Raw genomic sequence first — 20703 nt, 5'->3', positions numbered from 1 at the left:
GCCAGAGGGTAATTTTGTCAGTTTTTAAACCAGTACTGACAGCCTATTAACGAGCGGATCACCCGCTAATTCAAATGCTTCCATCAGAGCGTCTGGATGACCAGACTCACCAAATCGGTCCTCAATCCCAATTCGATGTAATAAATGTGGGTGGTTATTGTTGTCTAGTAGACTGCCTATCGAGTCGGCCAACCCACCATGAACGGAATGTTCTTCCACCACAGCGATTGGCCCTTGCCAAGATTTAATGGCGTCTGCTAATTCATTAGCCAATGGTTTTATGCACGTTATTGCCACGACTCGAGCATGGATACCTTGCTCTGCCAAGACATCGACTGCATCCATTACTTTAGCTGTCAAGGTGCCTGTCGAAAAAATCGTCAGATCTTCGCCTTCTTTTAATACTCGGTATGGGGGTCTGGTAGAGTGAGGTTTGCTTCGGGGCGACAATAATGTCGGAGAGGGGAAGCGCGATAGACGCACGTATGTTGGCCCATCGTATGCAAGAATCTCCTCTATTACCCAACTCAAATCATTTGCATCGATGGGTGAATATACTCGAATATTAGGAATCGAACGCATAATCGCAATGTCTTCCACCGCTTGCTGAGTCGCACCATCTTCTCCCAAATTAATACCGCCGTGAAAACCGAAGAATTTCACATTAAGTTTTGGATACGCCACTGACATTGCAATTTGGTCACAAGCTCTGCGAGTTAAAAACGCCGCAAAAGTATTCACAAATGGTACGAATCCCATCGTTGCAAGGCCCGCCGATATACCAACCATGTTCTGCTCAGCAATACCAATGTTGAGATGACGTTTCGGGTATTTTGATGCGAATGAGGCGGTTTTAGTTGACTTAGAAAGATCGGCATCTAACAAGTAAACATCTTCATGTTTTTCACCTACCGACATCACCGCAACGGCATAAGCATCCCTCAGAGAAACTAAGCTGTATTGTTCAAAATCCGTTGAAATACTCATGATGCTACCTCTTCGCAAGCTGCCAAATATTCCTCATCACTCAAGGCATGACTGTGCCAATCTACCTGATTTTCCATGAAGGACACGCCGGCACCTTTCGTGGTATTTGCAATGATAAATCGCGGAACATCACCATGTATTGACGAGGTAGCCCACCGCATGGCCTCCACCATCTCAGCCATTGATTGACCATCTATCTCGGTTACAGCCCAACCAAACGCTTCTAATTTCGGTCGATATGGGGTGAGGTCCTGTACTTCTGCAACAGTGCCATCATTTTGAATACCATTCGCATCCAATATCGTCACGAGCTGCGATACACCAGCGGCACCTGCATAGGCTATCGCTTCCCAGATTTGTCCGCTGTTCATTTCGCCGTCCCCTACAATAACAAACGAAAAATTTTTGCTGCCTATTCGCTCTAAGGCAATGGCTTGTCCTATACCAACTGACAGCCCCTGTCCTAATGACCCTGTTGACATCTCAATTTCTTTGAGCCTTGAACGGTCCGGATGACCTTGCAATCTTGAACCAAGTTGACGCAAGGTTTGCAGTTCTTCGACTGGCAACAGTTCAACTAATGCAAGCACAGCATAAAGTGCAGGCACTGCGTGGCCTTTGGATAAAATGACATGGTCTCGATCTCGTTTCTCTATCCAACCCCCTTGTGGTTTAATTCTGTCGCAATACAGCGCAACGAGCATTTCAATGCACGACAAGCTACCGCCTGGATGGCCGGAGCCGGCTGCATATATCTCATCAAAAACATATTTTCGAGCGAGCTTTGCTTGAGCTTCCAACTCAATAATTTGAACTTGTTCTGTCATGTTTTTTTCCTTTTCGTTTCTTTCAGGAGTTTTCCACGATCCAGTGCTCGGTTAACCTGATCGGTGACGACCATTCTTCCCGGTGAATCGACGACAAGACACTGGTAAATAACTTCATTAAACATAATTTGCATCATTCGGTTCATGGCCGCGTCCATGCCATATAACCCAGTTCCTGGCGGAGTCAGTACGGTGATATCGGCTAATTCACTCAGTGGTGAGTCCGCTTTCGCTGTCACTATCAATAGCCTGCTACCTCGCTCTTTAACGATCCGAGCGACTTCGACGATTTCACGTGTAACCCCAGAATAAGAGATGATGATGGCAAGATCGTTTTTGCCCATTAGGGAGGCTTTAACCAGTTGGGTGTGAGAGTCCAGATCAAATTGAATCGACAAGCCAATTCGCAACAGTCGTTGGTAAAGGTCCAACGCCGCAATGGCCGACTGTCCCACACCAAAAGTGATGATTTTGTTGGCTTGGTTGATTTCTTTTAGCGTGTTGGCTAACACATCCGACTGTTCAAGAATGTCGGAAAATCGCAGAGCTCGAACCGAGCAGTTACTGAATACTTTGTGGGCAATATCTAGCGGTGTGTCATCAATAGATAAGTTAGGACCGCTGTCTTGGCTACTTTCAATTTGAGCTTTCATTGCTCGGCTGCTTTTCATTATGTCAGCACGTAATTCACGTTGCCCAGAACAGCCAAATCGTTTTGAAAGCCTGCCTATTGTTGCGCGACTCGCTTTAGCACTTTGGCAGATTTCATCTGTGTTTAAGGTCGCGAGTTGGTATTCCGACAAAGACAGCAAGTATTCAACCAGTCGTCTTTCTGCTGGGCTCACTTTTGTCTGTGTCATTCTATGAATTATATTTTCATTTGGCATAGTAGAGTTCAACACACGTTTTCCTTGTCAATTTTGATGTAATTATGAGTCACTTTAACTCATACTGATCATTTTTTAACCATATGTGAACTATAGCGACTCACATTCGACAGATCAACTGTACAATAAACAAACAACGTCTCAATTTTGATATTCGTAGATAAAGATTAATATGGCCAAAAATCGAGAATAATTCTCAAAGATAGCAAAGCATTGTTTGTTCAATGAAAGAGGGGAATAAAACACGAAAACGAACTGCTGTATTAAACTCAAGTTGATAGAATCCAGTGCCATATGGCAACAGAGTGGACAGAAGACTTTGTGTGATGTGACGGTGAGGAGGATTTACCTTTCTTACGTCGTTGTTCCTTTTATTTCTGGTACGCTGAGTAAGCATTTTAAGGACTAATACGTAATGTTTATCACTTACTATAGTGTTACAGAACTTAATTGATAAAAAAACCGGCCATTTATTAGGCCGGTTTTTTATTAACACATCTTAGTGATTAACCACCAATTAGATCTTTATAAGCAATCGTTTTACCTTGAGGTTTCTCGTTAGATAACTTCGCTTTTGGTGAACCAGGTTGGCTCAACCAAAACTCAGGATCTTTCTCAGGGTTAAGCTTAGGACCACATTCGCCCTGCGCTTTACTACGCTCTAAACGCTTCAATACTTTGTCTTGCGCTAGTGCTAGACCATCCATCGCTTGTTGTGGTGTTTTTTCACCACTAGCGGCTTCAGCAACATACTGCCACCATAATTGTGCAAGCTTCGGATAATCAGGGACATTGGTACCTGTTGGTGTCCACTGCTCACGAGCATCACTACGATAAAACTCAACCAAACCACCAAGTTTAGGTGCCATGTCTGTCATCGCTTGTGAATTAAGGTCAGATTCACGAATAGGTGTTAGACCAACGATAGTCTTCTTCAAAGAGAGCGTTTTTGAAGTAACAAACTGCGCATACAACCACGCGGCTTTACGATGATCAACAGGTGTTGAATTCAAGAAAGTCCACGCGCCAGTATCTTGGTAACCCAGCTTCATTCCATCTTCCCAATATGGGCCTCTTGGTGACGGAGCCATACGCCATTTTGGTGTGCCATCTTCATTTACAACAGGTAGGCCCGATTTAGTCATATCTGCAGTAAATGCGGTATACCAGAATATTTGTTGAGCGATACTACCTTGAGCCGGTACAGGACCTGACTCACCAAAGGTCATGCCAGCGGCTTCAGGTGGCGCATATTTTTTCAGCCATTCTACATACTTGGCAGTCGCGTATACGGCGGCTGGACCATTTGTAGCACCACCACGAGCGACGCTCGAACCGACAGGGTTACAACCTTCAACGCGAATCCCCCACTCATCAACAGGAATACCATTAGGAATGCCCTTATCACCAGCACCAGCCATTGATAACCATGAATCAGTAAAACGCCAACCTAGAGATGGATCTTTTTTACCGTAATCCATATGTCCATAAATACGCTTACCATCAATTTCTTTTACTTTTACAGAGAAGAACTCGGCAATATCTTCATAAGCAGACCAGTTTAGTGGCACACCTAGCTCGTAACCATAATCGTCTTTAAATTTCTTTTTAAGATCAGCGCGTTCAAACCAGTCAGCACGGAACCAATACAAGTTAGCAAACTGTTGATCCGGTAATTGGTAGATTTTTCCATCTGGTCCAGTAGTAAAGCTCAAACCAATAAAATCTTCTAAATCTAAGGTTGGAGAGGTGACAGCTTTACCTTCACCAGCGATAAAGTCACTGATTGGTACTACTTTTCCGTAACGAAAGTGCGTACCGATTAAATCTGAGTCATTAACGTAAGCATCGTAAATATTACGACCTGATTGCATTTGAGTTTGAAGTTTTTCAACCACATCCCCTTCTTGAATCAAGTCATGATTTACTTTAATACCAGTAATCTCGAAGAAAGCCTTCGCTAAAACTTTAGATTCATATTCGTGAGTTGTAAGGGTCTCAGAAGCGACATTAATCTCCATACCACGAAAAGGTTTTGCAGCTTCAGTGAACCAACCCATTTCGTCCATTTGTTGCTTTTGACTTAATGTTGACGGTGTAAATTCTGTACCGATCCAATTCTCGGCAGCGTCACTATATTGGTCTGCTAGCGCCATGCTGCTACAACCTGCAATTAACATCGCGATGCTCAAACGGCCCAGTTTGAAAACTGATTTATTTTTATTAAACATTCGTTCTTCCTTTGTTATTTAAAGTGCACATTAACTATGTACTTACTATTGGCACAACCTAGTGCCAAACGCGTCCTTCTCTAAGACCCCTTAATATCTTGTGTTTTCACCCCCATTTCATAACAATTAACAACCAGATTATTGCGACTACAAAAGGGACCCAAATCGACATTTCTGTAAATCCGACGAACCCTAGATGAATGTACGCAGCACTTAATAAGCTTATAAACAACCTATCTCCACGAGTAGTTTCGATAGGGAAGAACCCTTTTCTTGCAACACATGGGCGCATTACTTCCCAACAAGTCATCGCTATTAATATGCAGGCAATACCCGTATAAAATAGTGCTGAAGGCAATGTCCAAGCCATCCAATTCATATTTATCTCCTATACACGACCAAGAGCAAAGCCCTTCGCCACGTGATTTCTAACAAACCAAATAACCAACATGCCAGGTAAAATCGTTAAGACACCAGCCGCTGCTAGTACGCCCCAATCAATACCAGATGCACTCACAGTACGTGTCATAACAGCCGCAATGGGTTTTGCACTCACTGAAGTCAGTGTTCTCGCTAGTAGCAATTCAATCCAGCTAAACATGAAGCAGAAAAATGCCGTTACTCCAATCCCTGAGCTGATTAAAGGGATAAATATTTTCATGAAAAATTTCGGAAAACTATAACCATCGATGTACGCTGTTTCGTCAATTTCACGCGGAACACCAGACATAAACCCTTCAAGAATCCATACGGCTAATGGCACGTTAAATAGGCAGTGTGCCAAGGCAACACCTATGTGCGTATCAAACAACCCCACAGAAGAATAAAGTTGAAAGAAAGGTAATAAGAACACTGCTGGTGGTGCCATACGGTTGGTTAATAACCAGAAGAATAAATGGTTGTCACCAATAAAACGAAAGCGTGAAAATGCGTAAGCAGCAGGCAGGGCTACTATCAGGCTAATCACCATATTCAGTGATACGTAGTAGATGGAGTTGATATAACCCATGTACCAACTAGCATCAGTGAAGATCGTTGTATAGTTAGCAAAAGTAAAATCATTAGGCCAAAATGTAAGGCCTCCTAAGATCTCTTGATTGCTCTTGAATGACATCATCAACAGCCAATAAAGGGGGAGTAGCAAAAATAATATATATAAGCTAAGGCCCAGTGTTTTTCTCTTGTTCATAATTGAATCCTTTGCGTTAATTATTTGCTATCGCCATGGGTCATAGCAGTATAGAAAAGCCAACTGACTAATAGGATTATCAAGAAATAGATAATAGAGAATGCACCAGCAGGTCCTATATCAAATTGTCCTACTGCCATTTTAGTCAATGCTTGGCTCAAGAAAGTGGTTGAGTTGCCTGGGCCACCACCTGTGAGTACAAAAGGTTCGGTATAAATCATAAAACTATCCATGAACCGGAGTAGCACACCAATCAACAGAACACTTTTTAGTTTAGGAAGTTGGATATAACGGAAAACAGCCCAACTAGATGCTCGGTCAATACTTGCAGCTTGGTAATAGGCATCTGGGATAGCGCGTAAACCTGAATAAGCCAGCAACGCCACTAACGATGTCCAATGCCAAACATCCATCAGAAGTACCGTAAACCAAGCGTCCATAGGATTAGCAGCATAGTTATAGTTCATGCCCATTTCATTTAGTGCCCAACCAAAGAGCCCTATATCTGCACGACCGAAGATTTGCCAAATAGTACCCACTACATTCAGAGGTACTAAAAGGGGTAAAGCCAATACCAGCAAAGTCACGACAGACCAATTGCCAGATTTAGGCATCATTAAGGCCACTGCGATCCCAAGAGGAATTTCTATCAGTAACACTGCCCCGGAAAAGATAAACTGACGTACTAATGAATCCTGTAATCTAGGGTCACTCAAAATTTCTCGGTACCATTCGGTGCCAACGTAGATACGTGTGTTGACGTCAAAAATATCTTGAATCGAATAGTTGACCACAGTCATAAGCGGCACAACGGCACTAAACGCCACCAGCAGAACAACGGGTAGAACTAGGAACCATGCCTTGTTGGAACGAGATTTATTCATTATTTTCACCCTTAGAGACAAGAAACTCGTCGACATAAAGCATTAACCATTGATCTGGAAAGCTAATAAAAGCATTACCTTCTGGAACAGGTTGGTCTTCTTGCAGGCGTGCTTTAATTAAAAGTCCATCTAGATTAAGGCTAACAATTTTATAGGTTCCGAGATCTTCAACGAATTCGACTTCGGCTTTGTATGCTTCACCATTTGGTTTGTCCCAAACATGTATAAATTCTGGCCGGATACCTATCTTTAAGTTGTCTGAATCACACTTTTCCAACGCTTTCAGTTCTTGTTCGTTAAGGGTAAATATCTTTTCTCCAAAACAGACGCCTTCTTCACAACGTTTTACTTCTAGAAAATTCATACCCGGGCTACCTATGAAGTAACCTACAAATGTATGGTTTGGTTTTTCAAACAACTCACGCGGCGTACCAAACTGCACAACCTGCCCTTCATACATCAAGGCTATTTTGTCTGCAAAAGTAGAGGCTTCAAGTTGGTCGTGGGTGACATACACCATAGTGGTATTAAACTGCTCGTGGATTTGCTTCAACTTTCGACGCAGTTTCCATTTTAATTGCGGATCGATAACAGTAAGAGGTTCATCAAACAAAATAGCCGACACATCATCACGTACCAAACCTCGGCCCATCGATACTTTCTGCTTCTCATCCGCGGTAAGGTTCGCGGCTTTTTTCTTCAGTACATCGGTTAGTTCAAGTATGGCTGCAATCTCGCCAACCTTGGATTGAATTTTTGCGTCGCTGGCCCCCATATTGCGCAATGGAAATGCCAGATTGTCAAAAACAGACATGGTGTCGTAAACGACGGGAAACTGGAAAACCTGAGCAATGTTACGATCCTGCGGTGGAATATCATTGACTCTTACCCCGTCAAACAATACGTCGCCATCTGAAGGCTCCAGCAAACCAGAAATAATATTAAGCAAAGTAGATTTCCCACAACCTGACGGCCCAAGGAGAGCAAAAGCGCCGCCATCCTGCCATACGTGGTTCATTTCTCTAATTGCGTATTCTGGTTCCGCTGCCGTCCTATCGTAACTATGCGCTAAAGATTTTAGGTGGATTTCAGCCATGATAGTTACCCTCGATTCTGCGACTGGAAGCTTGGATTAATTGACCATCCATTTGAAATACATTGAGTTTATGGGTTGGCACATAGATCTTGATTTTTTCATCCACGTTATAGTTATGCACACCAGATAAATGTAATACCATTTGGAAGTGGTCATTGCGCACATGCAAGAATGTTTCGGAACCACTAATTTCTGCCACTTCTACTTGGACTGAAATTTCCAAATCATCATCATTTTTCGGTAACAAACTTAAATGACTCGGACGTATTCCAAATTGATATTCCCCTTCATCTAGAGACAGAAGCTCGGATGTCAACGGAAAGTGCACTGTGTTATCGAAGGTCACCTCGGCTTTGGTTATGTTGCCTGTAATCAAATTAATAGGCGGTTCATTGAACAAGGTTGCCGCGATAACATTGCACGGCGAATGATAGGTTTTGGCGGTTGGGCCACTCTGAATTATCCGCCCCTCATGAAGAATGGTCGTGGTACCACCTAGCGCCAAAGCTTCATTAGGCTCTGTCGTTGCATAAACAGCTATGGTGTTACGCTCAGCGAATAAATTACGCATTTCTTGACGTAATTCCTCACGTAATTTGTAATCCAAATTAACCAAAGGTTCGTCAAATAAAATGATGTCGGCATCTTTCACCAACGCGCGAGCCATCGCAGTACGCTGCTGTTGACCACCCGAAAGTTCTAAAGGTAAGCGAGAAAGAAAAGGGGTGATGCGCAACATGTCAGAAATTTCCATCACTTTCTGTTTGATCGTGGCTTCCGACTCCTTAGCTAGTCGTAGCGGTGAGGCGATATTGTCGTACACCGTCATGCTTGGATAGTTTATGAATTGCTGATACACCATGGATACATTACGCTTCTGGACTGGAACACCAGTCATATCTACGCCATTCATCAATACACGACCCGAAGTCGGTTTATCCAATCCAGCTATCAGACGCATCAAGCTCGTTTTTCCAGACAATGTTCGACCAAGCAGTACATTAAATGATCCAGGCTCAAAACTGAGATTTGCCTGATTAATGTAATACTGACCGTCCACTATTTGTGTTACATTTTCCAATGTCAGGGACATACAGCGATAATCTCCATTTTGATTAACTGCAATGCAAAATTAATTTTCTGTTCAATTTTGCCAATTCCCTAACGGTACTGCCAAATTCATGCCATATTTACAAACACCACCTAATTCATTGTTATATAACATAATTCATTGTATTTTTTCATTTTCACCCTCCCCTTTGGTTGTTATTTAATTGAACAATCGTTGTTAAGTGTGTGAACAAAATGTAAACCAAACTGTTCAGATACTGCTTACTGATATTTGTATGAGTTATGTGATGGGGGTTAATGTATTGTTTCGTAAATGTAAGCACACTATGGCTACGAAAAAACACTCAGGTTTTACGCTCACTATTAAATTCATCATTTGAGAAGATGGGAAGTGATTCATGCTTAAAAAGTCCGCTGCGAAAGTTGACCATGCTACAACGATCAAACAATCTTGGATGCGATGTCGAGAGTCCGGACTTACTCATCAATCGGAACCAAATGTTGATCATATAACAGGTGGTTCACTGTCATCACTGCTTGAAGAACACCATCGCCTTATCGAAACCACTCGCAACGAAGTCCTCCCTTGTTATGAAAATTTACTGATTAATAGTAAGAGCCAAGTCATGTTGGCTGACCATCAAGGCTATGTGCTTAAGAGTTGGGGTGAACAACAGATTAAGAAGAGCCGAGAAGAATTATTTGTTCCAGGCACCGATTGGAGAGAATCTACATTTGGAACAAATGCGATTGGCACAGCATTAACAACAGGAAGCGTTGTACAGATTCAGCACGACGAGCACTTTTTGATTTCCAATCGTTTTATGACCGGTTCTGCCGCCCCTATTTTTGGCATAGACCGTCAGATGCTTGGGGTTATCGACATATCAAGCGATACATATTTACCTGATTCTCACACGTTAGGCATGGTGAAAATCATGTCACAAGCTGTAGAAAACCAAATCATTATTTCTCACTTCAAGAGTGAGTATTTTTTACTGCGTTTTAATACCAGCGTTGAGAATATCGATAGCCAATGGTCAGGATTAATAGTATTTGATGAAAACGGATTAATCATCTCCGCCAATCATCGTGCTGAGCTCATATTGGGTAGCGACTTAAAACTGGTGAACATCTCTGAACTGTTCAATATCAATGTTCACCAACTCATAAATCAACCGAAAGGTTTTCAGGTCCCGTTACTTACCGTCAAAGGGTTTAGAGTTCACGGTATATTGGATAAACCTACCCAGCCAAAATCGAAAGTATTGGACTTTAGAACTCTAGTGAAACAGCCCAACAAGCCAAAGAAACATGTATCAGAACAACACAAATTCCATCTAGATGAACTCAATTTTGGTGATCCTGTATTTGAGAAAGCGGTCGCTCAGAGCAAGCGAATTATCAACAAAGATATTCCTATTTTGATCTATGGTGAAACCGGTGTTGGTAAAGAGTTTTTTGTCAAAGCGCTACACCATTCAAGCCAACGTTCCACACAAAACATGATCACGGTAAACTGTGCCGCAATTCCTCAGGAATTGGTTGAATCCGAGCTATTTGGTTATGAAAAAGGGGCCTTCACAGGTTCAAGTCAAAAAGGGTATATAGGGTTAATCCGTAAAGCCGATAAAGGGACACTATTTTTGGATGAAATTGGTGACATGCCGATGAATGTTCAAGCACGTCTATTGCGAGTATTACAAGAGCGCAGAGTCAACCCTCTTGGTAGTACTGAATCTTATCCCGTTGATTTTAAGCTTATTTCTGCGACCAACTGTAACCTCAAAGAGGCGGTAGCTGCGGGGACTTTTCGCAAAGATTTGTATTACCGAGTCAGTGGATTAAATATAGAACTACCAGCACTACGTCATCGAAGCGATCGTAAACAACTGATCTATTTCCTTTTGGATTATTATGCAGAAAACAAACATCACGCTCAAATAACAGAACGAACGATGCAGAGTTTCTGTCAACACAGTTGGCCTGGAAATATTCGCCAATTGGTCAGCGTCATACAGATTGGACAGGCGATGTCAGATAACGAGGCTATTGACTTTGAGCATCTACCGGACGATTTTTTCGCGGATATAGAAGCGGAAGCAAACAATGTTAAACCTGTCATTGTTAATTTAGAAAACAAAACACATTCGATCAGTGCGGAACCCTCCGCAGAGGACATAGTGACGCTGTATCAATCGCTCAGCTGCAATATTTCGAAAACGGCGGCCGAGTTGGGCGTAAGCAGAAATACTGTCTATAAACGCCTACGCGAATGCGGCCATAAATAACAAGCAAAATACAGATATTCGAAAGGTTCATGACGCTTGTCTATGAACCCATCATTTAGACCCGATAAGTCGACTCCAACTCACTAACTCCCAAACCACTTTTCTTACTTACTTTAAGCTGAACTGGAATGCGCTCTTTCATCGCCTCAATATGGCTTATCACTCCAATCATCTTCCCAGACGCATTCAAACTGTCTAATGCATCCAGTGCTAAATCGAGCGTTTCTGCATCTAAGGTACCAAATCCTTCATCTAGGAACAGCGAATCGATACTGGTTTTATGGCTCACTAAATCCGATAAACCTAGTGCCAAAGCAAGGCTGACTAAAAAACTTTCGCCTCCCGATAATGTTTTGGTGTCGCGTACTACATCCCCCTGCCAAGTATCCATTACCGAGAGCTCTAATCCTTCTCCATGGTTACGTTGTAACTGGTAGCGACCATGTAATCGAGACAACTGACGGTTAGCCAAGTGAATCAAGTTATCTAAGGTCAATCCTTGTGCAAACTTACGAAATTTATCGCCACTACTAGAGCCAATCAGCGCATGCAAGTACTGAATATCGTCATAGACCGCTCTGTACTGCTCAATTTGATCAAATAGGTTCTGCTGCTCTTTGCGACGACGCTGATCCGATTGAATCTCGTTCGCCAACTCACCTTCCCTTTTCGTCGCTTGTCCTATGGTCGCTTTGAGCTCACTTAAACTCTGCTCTATGCTGGATCTGTCCGCCTTTTGATACTCTTCAGAATACTCATCCCCCATTAAAGCGTCATACTGTTTGATGGCGGAATCAGATATGGCTTGTGCTCTTTCCAATGCCATCACACATTTTTGTTTCATCTCCGTTAGGCGATGTCGTTCTTCGTGGTCCAATAACGCAAACTCAAACGCCTGTGTTGAGGAGAACTGACTGAGTTCTAGCAACCCATTCCACTGGGTCTTTTGTCCATCACATTTCTCTTTTGCCGTTTTTAGGTTGGCGTTCAGGATCTTCAGTTCCCCTTCTATCGCCTTTTGTTCCTGCTGAGCTTGTTGGAATTGTTTCTGCGCGTTAGCCAACGCTTGTTCCGCCTGAGCAAACGCATGTAGACTACGTTGTCTTTCTTGCTCCACGACTCTCTCGCCGAACAACTCAATTCGCCTATCAACCAGATCAACCAATGTTTTTTCTTGATCGCTTAATTTCTTATTCTCAGTTCCTAGGCTTATCTCTATCTCAGACAATCGATGGTGATGAGCCTCCAAGTTGGATTGAAGCGCCGCATGTTCTTTCTGTCTCTCATTGAACTTCAGCTCATTGGCTTGCCATTTCGTCAGGTCTTGCTGTTTTAATGCCAACCAAGAGACTAAGTTCGTCTCTTGTTGGGTAACATAGCCACAATCCGAGATATTGTTCAGCAGGTCACTCTGTTGTTTTATCGCTTCAGATTCTAGTTTGTGTAATTGCTGTACCGCTTCATCTTTGCTTTTCTGTTCATGGTCGACTTGCTGTTGTTGCAATCTTGCCGCTGACTCTAATTGATGGTGTGCTTGTTCAGATTGCGAAAGGCTCTCCTTCGCGTTCTGTAACTGATCTTCAATATGGCGAAATTGCACAGTAAAGTCCGACAGTTTATTACGCTGAGTTTCTCGTTCCATTGCATAGGCGTTCAACGCTTGGCTGTTTTGTATCGGCTCTCGGTAGTCAATGGTCACCGCCGTTTTTTGCCATAATTGTGATAATGTTGACTGCTCTTGTTCAAGCCAACTAATCCGTTTGTCACCATCCTCCATATGGCGAATTAGGGATTCAATATCGCCCTTTATATTTAGTCCGTTGGTCTTAATGACCATCAGTTCTGCGGCTGCTTTCTCTAACGCTGTTTGCTTCGCAGACACGTCGAACTGTTGGTCAATATTATCGGCAAATGGATGGTCTTCTGACCCACAAAGTGGGCATGGGGCGTCGTTTTTTAGCTGGCTCCGGTAGAGTGCTAAGACCTGCTCTTGTTCCAGTAACGCTTTCTCTTGCTTCACTTGTTCTTCTAGTGATTCTTTCAAGCTATCTTGTAAACGATACTGCTCTCTGAGATGACCACGCTGAGTCTCTTTCTCTTTTTTCCGGTTCTCAATATCAACCTTGGATCTTAACTTCTCTTGTTTTTCTGCCTCATAGCCCATCCATTGAGTTTGATAGCCATGCAGTGTTTGTACTATTGCGATTTTTTGATTGAGAGCGCTCAGTTGCATCTCTATCTGAGGCAGCGTATCAACAAGTTTAGACGTCGTCTGCAATGCTTGTTTTTCGGCATCCGTTTTTGTCACTCGCTGCTTTTTTTGTTCCAATTCAGCACGGCTTTCAGATAGCCTTTGTTGTTTAGTTTTACCTTGGTCAATTAGAATCGTTATCTGCTGTTCTAACTGTTCAATATGGTTTTTTTGTTGCTGAACACTGCCGGAATGACGCTCAATTTGATTCAATTGCTCACTCCATTTCCCCATATGCTGATTAAGTGACGCATCAGCTTTATGGTCGGCTTGATATTGAGTGATAACGCCTATCGCTTGCTCTACCTCTTGCTTATCTGCGAGTGCTCTTTGCTGGATACCTTGAAAACCATGGTACTGTTCTTCCTGTTCTTTCACCCTTTTCTTGATCGTCCCAAGCGCGCTATTCTCTAATTTTATCTGATTATCAAGCGGTATGATTTGTTGATTAATTAAGGTTTCTAATTGGTTATTATCTTGCTTTTCTATCGCTTGTTTTTCTGTTGCACTCACTGAGATCAATTCGAGTTCTTTCGTTCGACTGTCTAAGGTCTGAATCGCTTGTTGCTTATCCGCAAGGCGTTCTTCAATAAGCTGTAAGTGAGTATTCGCTTCTTTTAAAAGCATATATGGGGAACGAATTTTCTCTGCGGGTTCGCACGCCGCCAATCTATCGAAATCGGGTTTGGCGTGTTCTAACTGTTGTTTAACAACGTCTAATTGGGATTGCGCCTCCGCTTTCTCAGCACTGTATTTCTCGACATTAATGTACCAATTTACATTGGCCTCAAGGCCAGAAAGTTGTTTTACTTGTTCCGTCTGCTTATCGCTTAACGCATTAAGCTCTGCCGTTAACAATTGTTTCTCTTCTTCATTGAGAAGATGAACACCTTTCGCCTGAGCTTCTAGCTCTGCTAAGTCTTGTTTGGCTAGGCTATAGTGTTCATGTACTTTTTGAGAGATCTGACTGTAGATTTCTGTTCCGGTTAACTCTTCTAATAACTCTGCACGCTCTGACTCTTTCGCATTTAGAAATGCGGCAAACTGTCCTTGAGACAACAGCATCGACTTCGTAAATCGACCAAAATCCAGACCCGTAATCGCCTCTACTAGCTCACCCTTTTTCTTTAGCTGGTTTGCCAGTACTTTACCTGACTCAACCTCAGCCAACTCAACCGTAGCAGGCTGAAGCTTACCATCCACTTTTCCTCTGGCTCGCTTCATCCCCCAAAATGCTCTATAAGCCTTGCCCTTCACTTCAAATTCAACTTCTGAAAGACATTCCGTAGTGCCACGAGTCATTAATTCATTGTTCGCGGGTGTGATAGGCCCTAATCGCGACGTTTCTTGATACAGGCCAACACAAATAGCGTCCAGTATCGTCGTTTTCCCTGCCCCCGTTGGACCGGTAATAGCAAACAGGCCATATTCAGAGAAAGGCGGTTGAGTGAAATCGATTTTCCACTCGCCTTTTAGTGAATTGAGGTTTTGAAAACGTAGGCTTAAAATTTTCATTCGCTCTGCTCCCCGTTTTCAACTTCTTCAACGATTTGGTGAAAACGCGTCTTTATTCTTACCAACCTTTGAGATTCATTTTCGCTGTCTAGCGTTTCGTGTTCGACTCGCTTTTCAAATACATCGAAAGGGGTCAGCTCAGCAAGGGTTTCAAGCTGTTCCTGTTGCAAGCTTTTTGTTTGCTGTCCTCTGGCTCGACGTAGTTGCAGCACCTCAACGTTAAGGTCTTCTGTTAATGCCTGAACTCTTTGTTGTAAGTCGGAGAGGAAATCCTGTACTTCGACCTCAATGGCAAGCCAGACAGGCTGCTCATCGGTAACATTACGATACGATTCGAGCTGTTTTTCTATATAGGTTAGATCACCCTTTATCATTTCCATTCGTTGAAACGTCGGGATTTCAATAATTTTTATATCTGAGCGTTTCTCTTTTTCAAATTCAACGATTACCACCTGTTTGGTGGATTTAAGTTCATCAAAACTTAAAGGAATAGGTGAGCCGCAATAACGAATATGTTCTGATTTCGCCACTATTTGCGGGCGATGGATATGACCGAGGGCGATATAGTCGGCCGGTGGAAAACCATCGGCTGAAAAAGCATCGAGTGTGCCAATATAGATATCTCGCTCCGAATCAGTTTTAGTGACACCCATTGCGGTCAGGTGACCTGTCGTGATAATAGGAACCTTTATATCCCTCTCTTTACGACGCTGCACGGCTCTCTGATAAAGGGACAAATAATGACCCTTTATCGCCTCCCCTAACTGTTTTTGTTTCTCATTGCCAGACGACCCCGCAACGCTTTGCATGACATCCCTTGCCCGCACAAATGGCACCGCACATAGCAACGCACCGATTTCTCCAGAACAAGACAATTCTATGATCTGACTGTCTAAATCGTCTGAAGTATTGGCAATGACATGGGTATTCAGACATTCAACAAGAGGCTTAGATTCATTCAGCATAGAGACTGAATCGTGATTTCCCCCCAATACGACCAAGGTGCAGTTAAGCGAGTTCAACTGCACAACGAATCGGTTATATAGCTCTCGAGCATAGCTAGGTGGCGTGCCAGAATCAAACACATCGCCAGCAATGATTACCGCGTTTATCTGCTGATCTTTAACAAGCTCAAGCAACCATTGAATAAACGCTTGGTGTTCATTTTTCCTGCTTTTAGTAAAAAATGACTGCCCTAGATGCCAGTCGGATGTATGAAGAATTCGCATAGAAAGTTCTTATGATAAAGGCTATACACTAAAGATGATTTGATTGTGCCAACTAAGTGCAGTTCATACAATCGATCCCTTATAAAGAAGTAAGTTTTTGTATAGTGTCCGAGGGGATTTCGGCAAACCAGAGGTTTCAGAGATAGTGGTTCTCGCTTAACAATGGATAACTCAGTAGAAACAGAAAGGCACATCGTCATCGATGTGCCTTTTAAAACCGTTTATTACATTACCAAATTATTTAAGTAATCCTGAACTCAGATTAACTTAAATCGACGTCCTTTGTACCCCATAGGTAGGTCGCCGCAAAGCCAGCCGCATAAGAAATACACAGTCCAGAACCATAAACGGCCATCGCAATAAAGATACCACTATTGGACGTCATAAGCGGCAGAGCAACGATACCTGATGGTCCGAATACCGTATTTAGACCCACAGGAAGACCGAAATAGGAGATCAAACCAATATAGAACCCACCAGCCATACCACCAATACATGCCGTTATGAAAGGTTTTACTCTAGGAAGCGTTACGCCATAAATCAATGGTTCACCAATACCCAAAATACCCGGAATGATTGAACCCCTAATTTGTATTCGTAAAAGAGAGTCCTTACCGGCCTTTTTATATAGAGCGAACGCGGCACCAACTTGGCCCCCTCCTGCCATCGCCAAAATCGGAAACAGTGAGTTAAAACCTTGTGCGTCCATTAGTGCAAAGTAGACAGGAACGAATCCTTGATGAATACCAAACATGACGGAAATCAAGAATAAACCCGCCAAAATTGCACTACCAATTGGGTTACCATTCAGGTTCAAGAACAGCCAAGTCATCCCACTATAAAGATAACCACCGATAGGCATAATGATGATAAAAGTGACCACGCCCATGACCAACAACGTAAAGAACGAAGTAAGAATCATATCAAGATCGTCTGGCATATACCGACGAATAAAACATTCCACTTTGGCCCCGACAATAGCGGCAATCAAAACACCAATGATGTTCCCTCTAGGGTCAATATTATGCCCAAAGAAGCTGTCGATACCTGAATAAAAACCTTTTGTTGCCTCAGGGTCGTAACCCAGTACAAACAAGGCCGCGATGATGGCCCCATTGACACCAGAACCACCAAATGCTTTTTGTGCATTGTATCCAATTAATATGCTCAGGAAGCTGAATAGACCTTTACTAAATATCTTCATGTAGCCAATCAGATAAAGTAAGTCTTCACTGGGGCTATCCGCTCCTTTAATGAAAAGTTGTTCAAATAATGTAGCGAATCCTAGCAATAAACCCGCGGCGATAAAGCCGGGAATTAATGGGGTAAAGATTGTGGCAAATTTTGATAAGAATTTATGCACGCCGCTAGTATGTTTGGCTTTTACCTGCTTTTTCTGATCAGCGGCAATATCTGAGAGATCAAGGACAAGACCTTCAGGCGTCACTAATTCATCAACAGAATCGCCACGTTCAGCCATCATAGCATTCAGCATTTCTGCCGCTGTTTGTGCCTTTCCTGGCCCCAAAACAATCTGCAACTGATCATCACTTTCTACAATGCCTAATACTCCAGGCACACGTTTTAGTTCACTATCGTCAACCAACTCATCGTTGATCAACACGAGACGAAGACGGGTCATACAGTTACCACACTGCTGTATATTTCGTTCTCCACCGACAAGTCGAATGATCGTTTCAATCGTCGTATTATTTATCTTTACCATTATTAATTACCTGTTGTAATGATGTTTATTTCGGTTATTTACTCAAAATATTTAACAATTGATCGCCGCTCTAATAAATCCATTATTTTTTCGAAGTAATTCATCTGCGTGACTAAAATCCATTTCGGTGAGCACCATCACGACGGCCGTTTTACAATCGCCATCACTTTGCACTAACACGTGTTCTGCCGTCTGTCGGTCACACCCTGTTGCTTCCATCACAATATTCTTTTGACGTTCGATTACCTTTGCATTGGATGCCGCTGCATCGACGCTTTGGAAGGCATGGGCAATAAAGTCGACCGACTCAGCGATTTCCGGGAAGATGAGTTCGATCGCTTCCGCGACCGTCTTATCTTCACTGTTGATCACCTTCAACTCACTGTGTTATTCACACTAGATATGGAATATTCAATTCCATATCTAGTGTGAATGTAGTAATAAATAATTCCTTTCGAACATGATTTATTTTTCTATGCCTGAATTAGCGCAATCTGATATGATTTTATGAATGGCTACACTATTTAATCTGAGTGATACAACATGGCATTACTAACAAAAATAATGAATCTAAAGAACAGCTTATCGGCAAGTAGTCGCCGAATTGCTCAGATAATATTGGATACACCTTCAGAAGCACTAAAAATGTCCTCGCAAGAAATGGCCCAACAAGCGGACGTGAGTCAATCTACCGTCATTAAATTCTCACAAAAAGTAGGATTCAAAGGCTTTCCCGCACTTAAATTAGCATTGAGCCAAGAGTTAGGAAGAAAGCGGGCAACAAATGAATCTCACAACTTGCACAACGAAATCAGCTTCGAAGATTCCATTCCTGATATTGCACATAAATTATTAGAAGAAAAAATTAAGGCCATTCGAGAAACAACGGAATCTATCAATTACGACGTATTTGATAGCATTGTCGAATTAATTGATAACGCACAGAGGGTTCAATTAGTCGGTATTGGTGGTTCTGCTCTAGTCGCGAAAGACTTTAGTTATAAGCTATTAAAAATTGGTATCAATACGATCTCAGAACTGGACACTCACGTACAAGTCTCCGTGGCTCAAACCCTATCCCCTAAAGATGTTCAATTTGTCATCTCATTTTCTGGCAATAAAAAGGACGTTTCCGTCGCCGTTCAGTCAGCAAAAAGTAACGGTGTACCTATCATTGCTTTAACCTCCATACTTAGCGCTGAACTGAGGAAAATTGCCGACTATTGTCTTGATTGTGTCGCGGATGAAAGTCGTTGGAGAAGCTCGTCTATCTCGTCCAGAGAGGCACAAAATACGGTTATAGATCTCATATTTATGGCACTTATCCAAAAGAGAGGGGAGATGGCTGAAACTCTTATCAGTGAATCTAGGGAAGCCGTAAAGAAACTCGAACTGTAAGCGATGCTACAAGCCGTTACCTACTTTCACTGCCGATGATTCAACCTATTTCTTTTTCATATCGAATTCCTCTTTTAAGTGGCCGATTTTTGCTTGATACTTAGCGAGCAGTCAAAAATAATAAGGGAATAAGAATGGCCGAACAACAAAGAGACATAACGCTTCGATTTCTAGCCGAACCCGGTGATGTGAATTTCGGTGGTAAAGTGCACGGTGGTGCCGTTATGAAATGGATCGATTTGGCCGCATACGCCTGTTCGGCTGGCTGGAGCGGAAAATATTGTATCACCGCTTATGCTGGTGGCATCCGATTCGTCGCCCCCATCCATGTAGGAAACTTGGTTGAGGTAAGTGCCAAAGTTATCTATACCGGCACTAGCTCTATGCATATCGCGCTAGATGTTCAGGCAAGCGATCCTAAGGAGTTGAATAAAACGCTCACGACACACTGTATTGTCATCATGGTGGCGGTAGATGCGAATGGTAAGCCGACTAAAATACCCGAGTGGATACCTAAAGAAGAAGAAGACATCAAGCTACGTGACTCTGCGATAAGACTAATGAACATGCGCAAAGAGATTGGTGAAGAGATGGAAATGCATGTAAAAATGCTGAGATAACCATTGCGCATATCGCAATGAATTCGTCATTACTCCCATAGAAATAGTTTTAAAAAGAGCCCCCACCCTAATATCTCAGGTCGGCGGCTTTTCATTTTGTCCATTGTCATTTTTCTTTAACGCTTTTCTGTTCTAATCCTCAACTCATTGTATATAACTCAAACATCCACAATAAATAACGGTAGGCCTTCAATTGATAGATGACCGATCTCTAATTACATTAAGTGATGACACAATAGGAAACTTAAGTGCAGTAGAGTACCAGTGGGTACGTACCATGTACGTTGAAGGTTATTTAAACGAGGATATTAACCATTACATCCAAACGTGTTTTGGTGGCGACGGTATTTTTGCAGACCTTTTTAGAAAAGTGGCCCTGCATGAGGAAAGTATTTATGTATTAATGCGCTACGTTGGCTGTGCACCTTCCAGTAAAGAATTATAACCAACAAGAATTATTGCTGGTATAAAAAAAGAGCGACCACTTGGTCGCTCTTTTGC

General features: G+C 42.6%; 17 protein-coding genes. 4 read left to right on the top strand and 13 right to left on the bottom strand.

The genetic code is table 11. The features are described 5' to 3' along the window. Nucleotides 1-24: 24 nt before the first annotated feature. From L3V77_RS21530 to L3V77_RS21490, 9 genes are all read right to left on the bottom strand, one after another. Nucleotides 25-987 carry a transketolase C-terminal domain-containing protein gene (locus L3V77_RS21530; protein WP_275136872.1) on the bottom strand — a complete coding sequence of 321 codons (963 nt, stop codon included), beginning with the start codon at nt 985-987 and terminating at the stop codon, nt 25-27. Then, on the bottom strand, nt 984-1814 hold the full coding sequence (locus tag L3V77_RS21525) for a transketolase (protein WP_275136871.1): 831 nt from the start codon (nt 1812-1814) through the stop codon (nt 984-986). Before L3V77_RS21525 ends, L3V77_RS21530 begins: the two co-directional genes overlap by 4 nt. Next, on the bottom strand, nt 1811-2716 hold the full coding sequence (locus L3V77_RS21520) for a MurR/RpiR family transcriptional regulator (RefSeq protein ID WP_275136870.1): 906 nt from the start codon (nt 2714-2716) through the stop codon (nt 1811-1813). The genes L3V77_RS21525 and L3V77_RS21520 overlap by 4 nt, the downstream gene beginning before the upstream one ends. A gap of 491 nt (nt 2717-3207) precedes the next feature. Next, entirely contained in the window at nt 3208-4881 is a 1674-nt protein-coding gene (locus L3V77_RS21515; RefSeq protein WP_229638323.1) for an ABC transporter substrate-binding protein, read from the bottom strand. Between the two features lie 157 nt (nt 4882-5038). Then, nucleotides 5039-5311 (bottom strand): DUF2160 domain-containing protein, encoded by a 273-nt coding sequence (locus tag L3V77_RS21510; protein WP_275136869.1) that lies wholly within the window; start codon nt 5309-5311, stop codon nt 5039-5041. A gap of 9 nt (nt 5312-5320) precedes the next feature. Beyond that, a complete protein-coding gene (locus L3V77_RS21505; RefSeq protein ID WP_195705712.1) occupies nt 5321-6121 on the bottom strand; it encodes a carbohydrate ABC transporter permease in 801 nt (266 codons plus the stop codon). Between the two features lie 20 nt (nt 6122-6141). Next, nucleotides 6142-7005: a sugar ABC transporter permease gene (locus L3V77_RS21500; protein WP_275136868.1), complete on the bottom strand. Its 864-nt coding sequence runs from the start codon at nt 7003-7005 to the stop codon at nt 6142-6144. Further along, a complete protein-coding gene (locus L3V77_RS21495; protein WP_195705714.1) occupies nt 6998-8101 on the bottom strand; it encodes an ABC transporter ATP-binding protein in 1104 nt (367 codons plus the stop codon). The genes L3V77_RS21500 and L3V77_RS21495 overlap by 8 nt, the downstream gene beginning before the upstream one ends. After that, nucleotides 8094-9194 carry an ABC transporter ATP-binding protein gene (locus L3V77_RS21490; protein WP_275136867.1) on the bottom strand — a complete coding sequence of 367 codons (1101 nt, stop codon included), beginning with the start codon at nt 9192-9194 and terminating at the stop codon, nt 8094-8096. Before L3V77_RS21490 ends, L3V77_RS21495 begins: the two co-directional genes overlap by 8 nt. Nucleotides 9195-9570: 376 nt before the next feature. Here L3V77_RS21490 and L3V77_RS21485 point away from each other — a divergent pair, with 376 nt between their 5' ends. Beyond that, nucleotides 9571-11463: a sigma-54-dependent Fis family transcriptional regulator gene (locus L3V77_RS21485; RefSeq protein ID WP_275136866.1), complete on the top strand. Its 1893-nt coding sequence runs from the start codon at nt 9571-9573 to the stop codon at nt 11461-11463. Nucleotides 11464-11518: 55 nt separating this feature from the next. On the opposite strand, the gene L3V77_RS21480 is transcribed toward L3V77_RS21485, so the two are convergent. The 4 genes from L3V77_RS21480 to L3V77_RS21465 all read right to left on the bottom strand — a co-directional run bounded on the left by L3V77_RS21480 (nt 11519) and on the right by L3V77_RS21465 (nt 18556). After that, nucleotides 11519-15229, bottom strand: coding sequence for an SbcC/MukB-like Walker B domain-containing protein (locus tag L3V77_RS21480; protein WP_275136865.1), 3711 nt, complete (start codon nt 15227-15229; stop codon nt 11519-11521). Next, nucleotides 15226-16458 (bottom strand): exonuclease subunit SbcD, encoded by a 1233-nt coding sequence (sbcD, locus tag L3V77_RS21475; RefSeq protein WP_275136864.1) that lies wholly within the window; start codon nt 16456-16458, stop codon nt 15226-15228. The genes L3V77_RS21480 and sbcD overlap by 4 nt, the downstream gene beginning before the upstream one ends. Nucleotides 16459-16720: 262 nt before the next feature. After that, nucleotides 16721-18184, bottom strand: a complete 1464-nt coding sequence (gene murP, locus L3V77_RS21470) for a PTS N-acetylmuramic acid transporter subunit IIBC (protein WP_275136863.1) — start codon at nt 18182-18184, stop codon at nt 16721-16723. A 51-nt stretch (nt 18185-18235) separates the two neighbouring features. Beyond that, the gene (locus tag L3V77_RS21465) at nt 18236-18556 is read right to left on the bottom strand and encodes a hypothetical protein (protein ID WP_275136862.1); all 321 of its coding nucleotides are present in this window, start codon (nt 18554-18556) and stop codon (nt 18236-18238) included. 171 nt (nt 18557-18727) lie between these two features. On the opposite strand from L3V77_RS21465, the gene L3V77_RS21460 reads away from it, so the two are divergent. The 3 genes from L3V77_RS21460 to L3V77_RS21450 all read left to right on the top strand — a co-directional run bounded on the left by L3V77_RS21460 (nt 18728) and on the right by L3V77_RS21450 (nt 20647). Next, nucleotides 18728-19582 carry a MurR/RpiR family transcriptional regulator gene (locus L3V77_RS21460; RefSeq protein ID WP_275136861.1) on the top strand — a complete coding sequence of 285 codons (855 nt, stop codon included), beginning with the start codon at nt 18728-18730 and terminating at the stop codon, nt 19580-19582. 134 nt (nt 19583-19716) lie between these two features. Further along, complete coding sequence (locus L3V77_RS21455; RefSeq protein ID WP_275136860.1) at nt 19717-20202, top strand: acyl-CoA thioesterase; 486 nt, start codon at nt 19717-19719, stop codon at nt 20200-20202. A gap of 196 nt (nt 20203-20398) precedes the next feature. Continuing rightward, the gene (locus L3V77_RS21450; protein ID WP_275138222.1) at nt 20399-20647 is read left to right on the top strand and encodes a hypothetical protein; all 249 of its coding nucleotides are present in this window, start codon (nt 20399-20401) and stop codon (nt 20645-20647) included. The last annotated feature ends 56 nt before the right edge of the window (nt 20648-20703 follow it).

This window comes from Vibrio sp. DW001, assembly GCF_029016285.1.
In the GTDB taxonomy this organism is placed as follows: Bacteria; Pseudomonadota; Gammaproteobacteria; order Enterobacterales; family Vibrionaceae; genus Vibrio.
This window is presented reverse-complemented; position numbering and strand designations above follow the sequence as displayed.

What these genes read in the sequence shown, in the direction of transcription:
- L3V77_RS21480 (WP_275136865.1), bottom strand. Translation starts at nt 15,229, where the DNA reads ATGAAAATTTTAAGCCTACGTTTTCAAAACCTCAATTCACTAAAAGGC.
- murP (WP_275136863.1), bottom strand. Translation starts at nt 18,184, where the DNA reads ATGGTAAAGATAAATAATACGACGATTGAAACGATCATTCGACTTGTC.
- L3V77_RS21490 (WP_275136867.1), bottom strand. Translation starts at nt 9,194, where the DNA reads ATGTCCCTGACATTGGAAAATGTAACACAAATAGTGGACGGTCAGTAT.
- L3V77_RS21495 (WP_195705714.1), bottom strand. Translation starts at nt 8,101, where the DNA reads ATGGCTGAAATCCACCTAAAATCTTTAGCGCATAGTTACGATAGGACG.
- L3V77_RS21460 (WP_275136861.1), top strand. Translation starts at nt 18,728, where the DNA reads ATGGCATTACTAACAAAAATAATGAATCTAAAGAACAGCTTATCGGCA.
- L3V77_RS21510 (WP_275136869.1), bottom strand. Translation starts at nt 5,311, where the DNA reads ATGAATTGGATGGCTTGGACATTGCCTTCAGCACTATTTTATACGGGT.
- sbcD (WP_275136864.1), bottom strand. Translation starts at nt 16,458, where the DNA reads ATGCGAATTCTTCATACATCCGACTGGCATCTAGGGCAGTCATTTTTT.
- L3V77_RS21515 (WP_229638323.1), bottom strand. Translation starts at nt 4,881, where the DNA reads ATGTTAATTGCAGGTTGTAGCAGCATGGCGCTAGCAGACCAATATAGT.
- L3V77_RS21530 (WP_275136872.1), bottom strand. Translation starts at nt 987, where the DNA reads ATGAGTATTTCAACGGATTTTGAACAATACAGCTTAGTTTCTCTGAGG.
- L3V77_RS21485 (WP_275136866.1), top strand. Translation starts at nt 9,571, where the DNA reads ATGCTTAAAAAGTCCGCTGCGAAAGTTGACCATGCTACAACGATCAAA.
- L3V77_RS21525 (WP_275136871.1), bottom strand. Translation starts at nt 1,814, where the DNA reads ATGACAGAACAAGTTCAAATTATTGAGTTGGAAGCTCAAGCAAAGCTC.
- L3V77_RS21500 (WP_275136868.1), bottom strand. Translation starts at nt 7,005, where the DNA reads ATGAATAAATCTCGTTCCAACAAGGCATGGTTCCTAGTTCTACCCGTT.
- L3V77_RS21505 (WP_195705712.1), bottom strand. Translation starts at nt 6,121, where the DNA reads ATGAACAAGAGAAAAACACTGGGCCTTAGCTTATATATATTATTTTTG.
- L3V77_RS21455 (WP_275136860.1), top strand. Translation starts at nt 19,717, where the DNA reads ATGGCCGAACAACAAAGAGACATAACGCTTCGATTTCTAGCCGAACCC.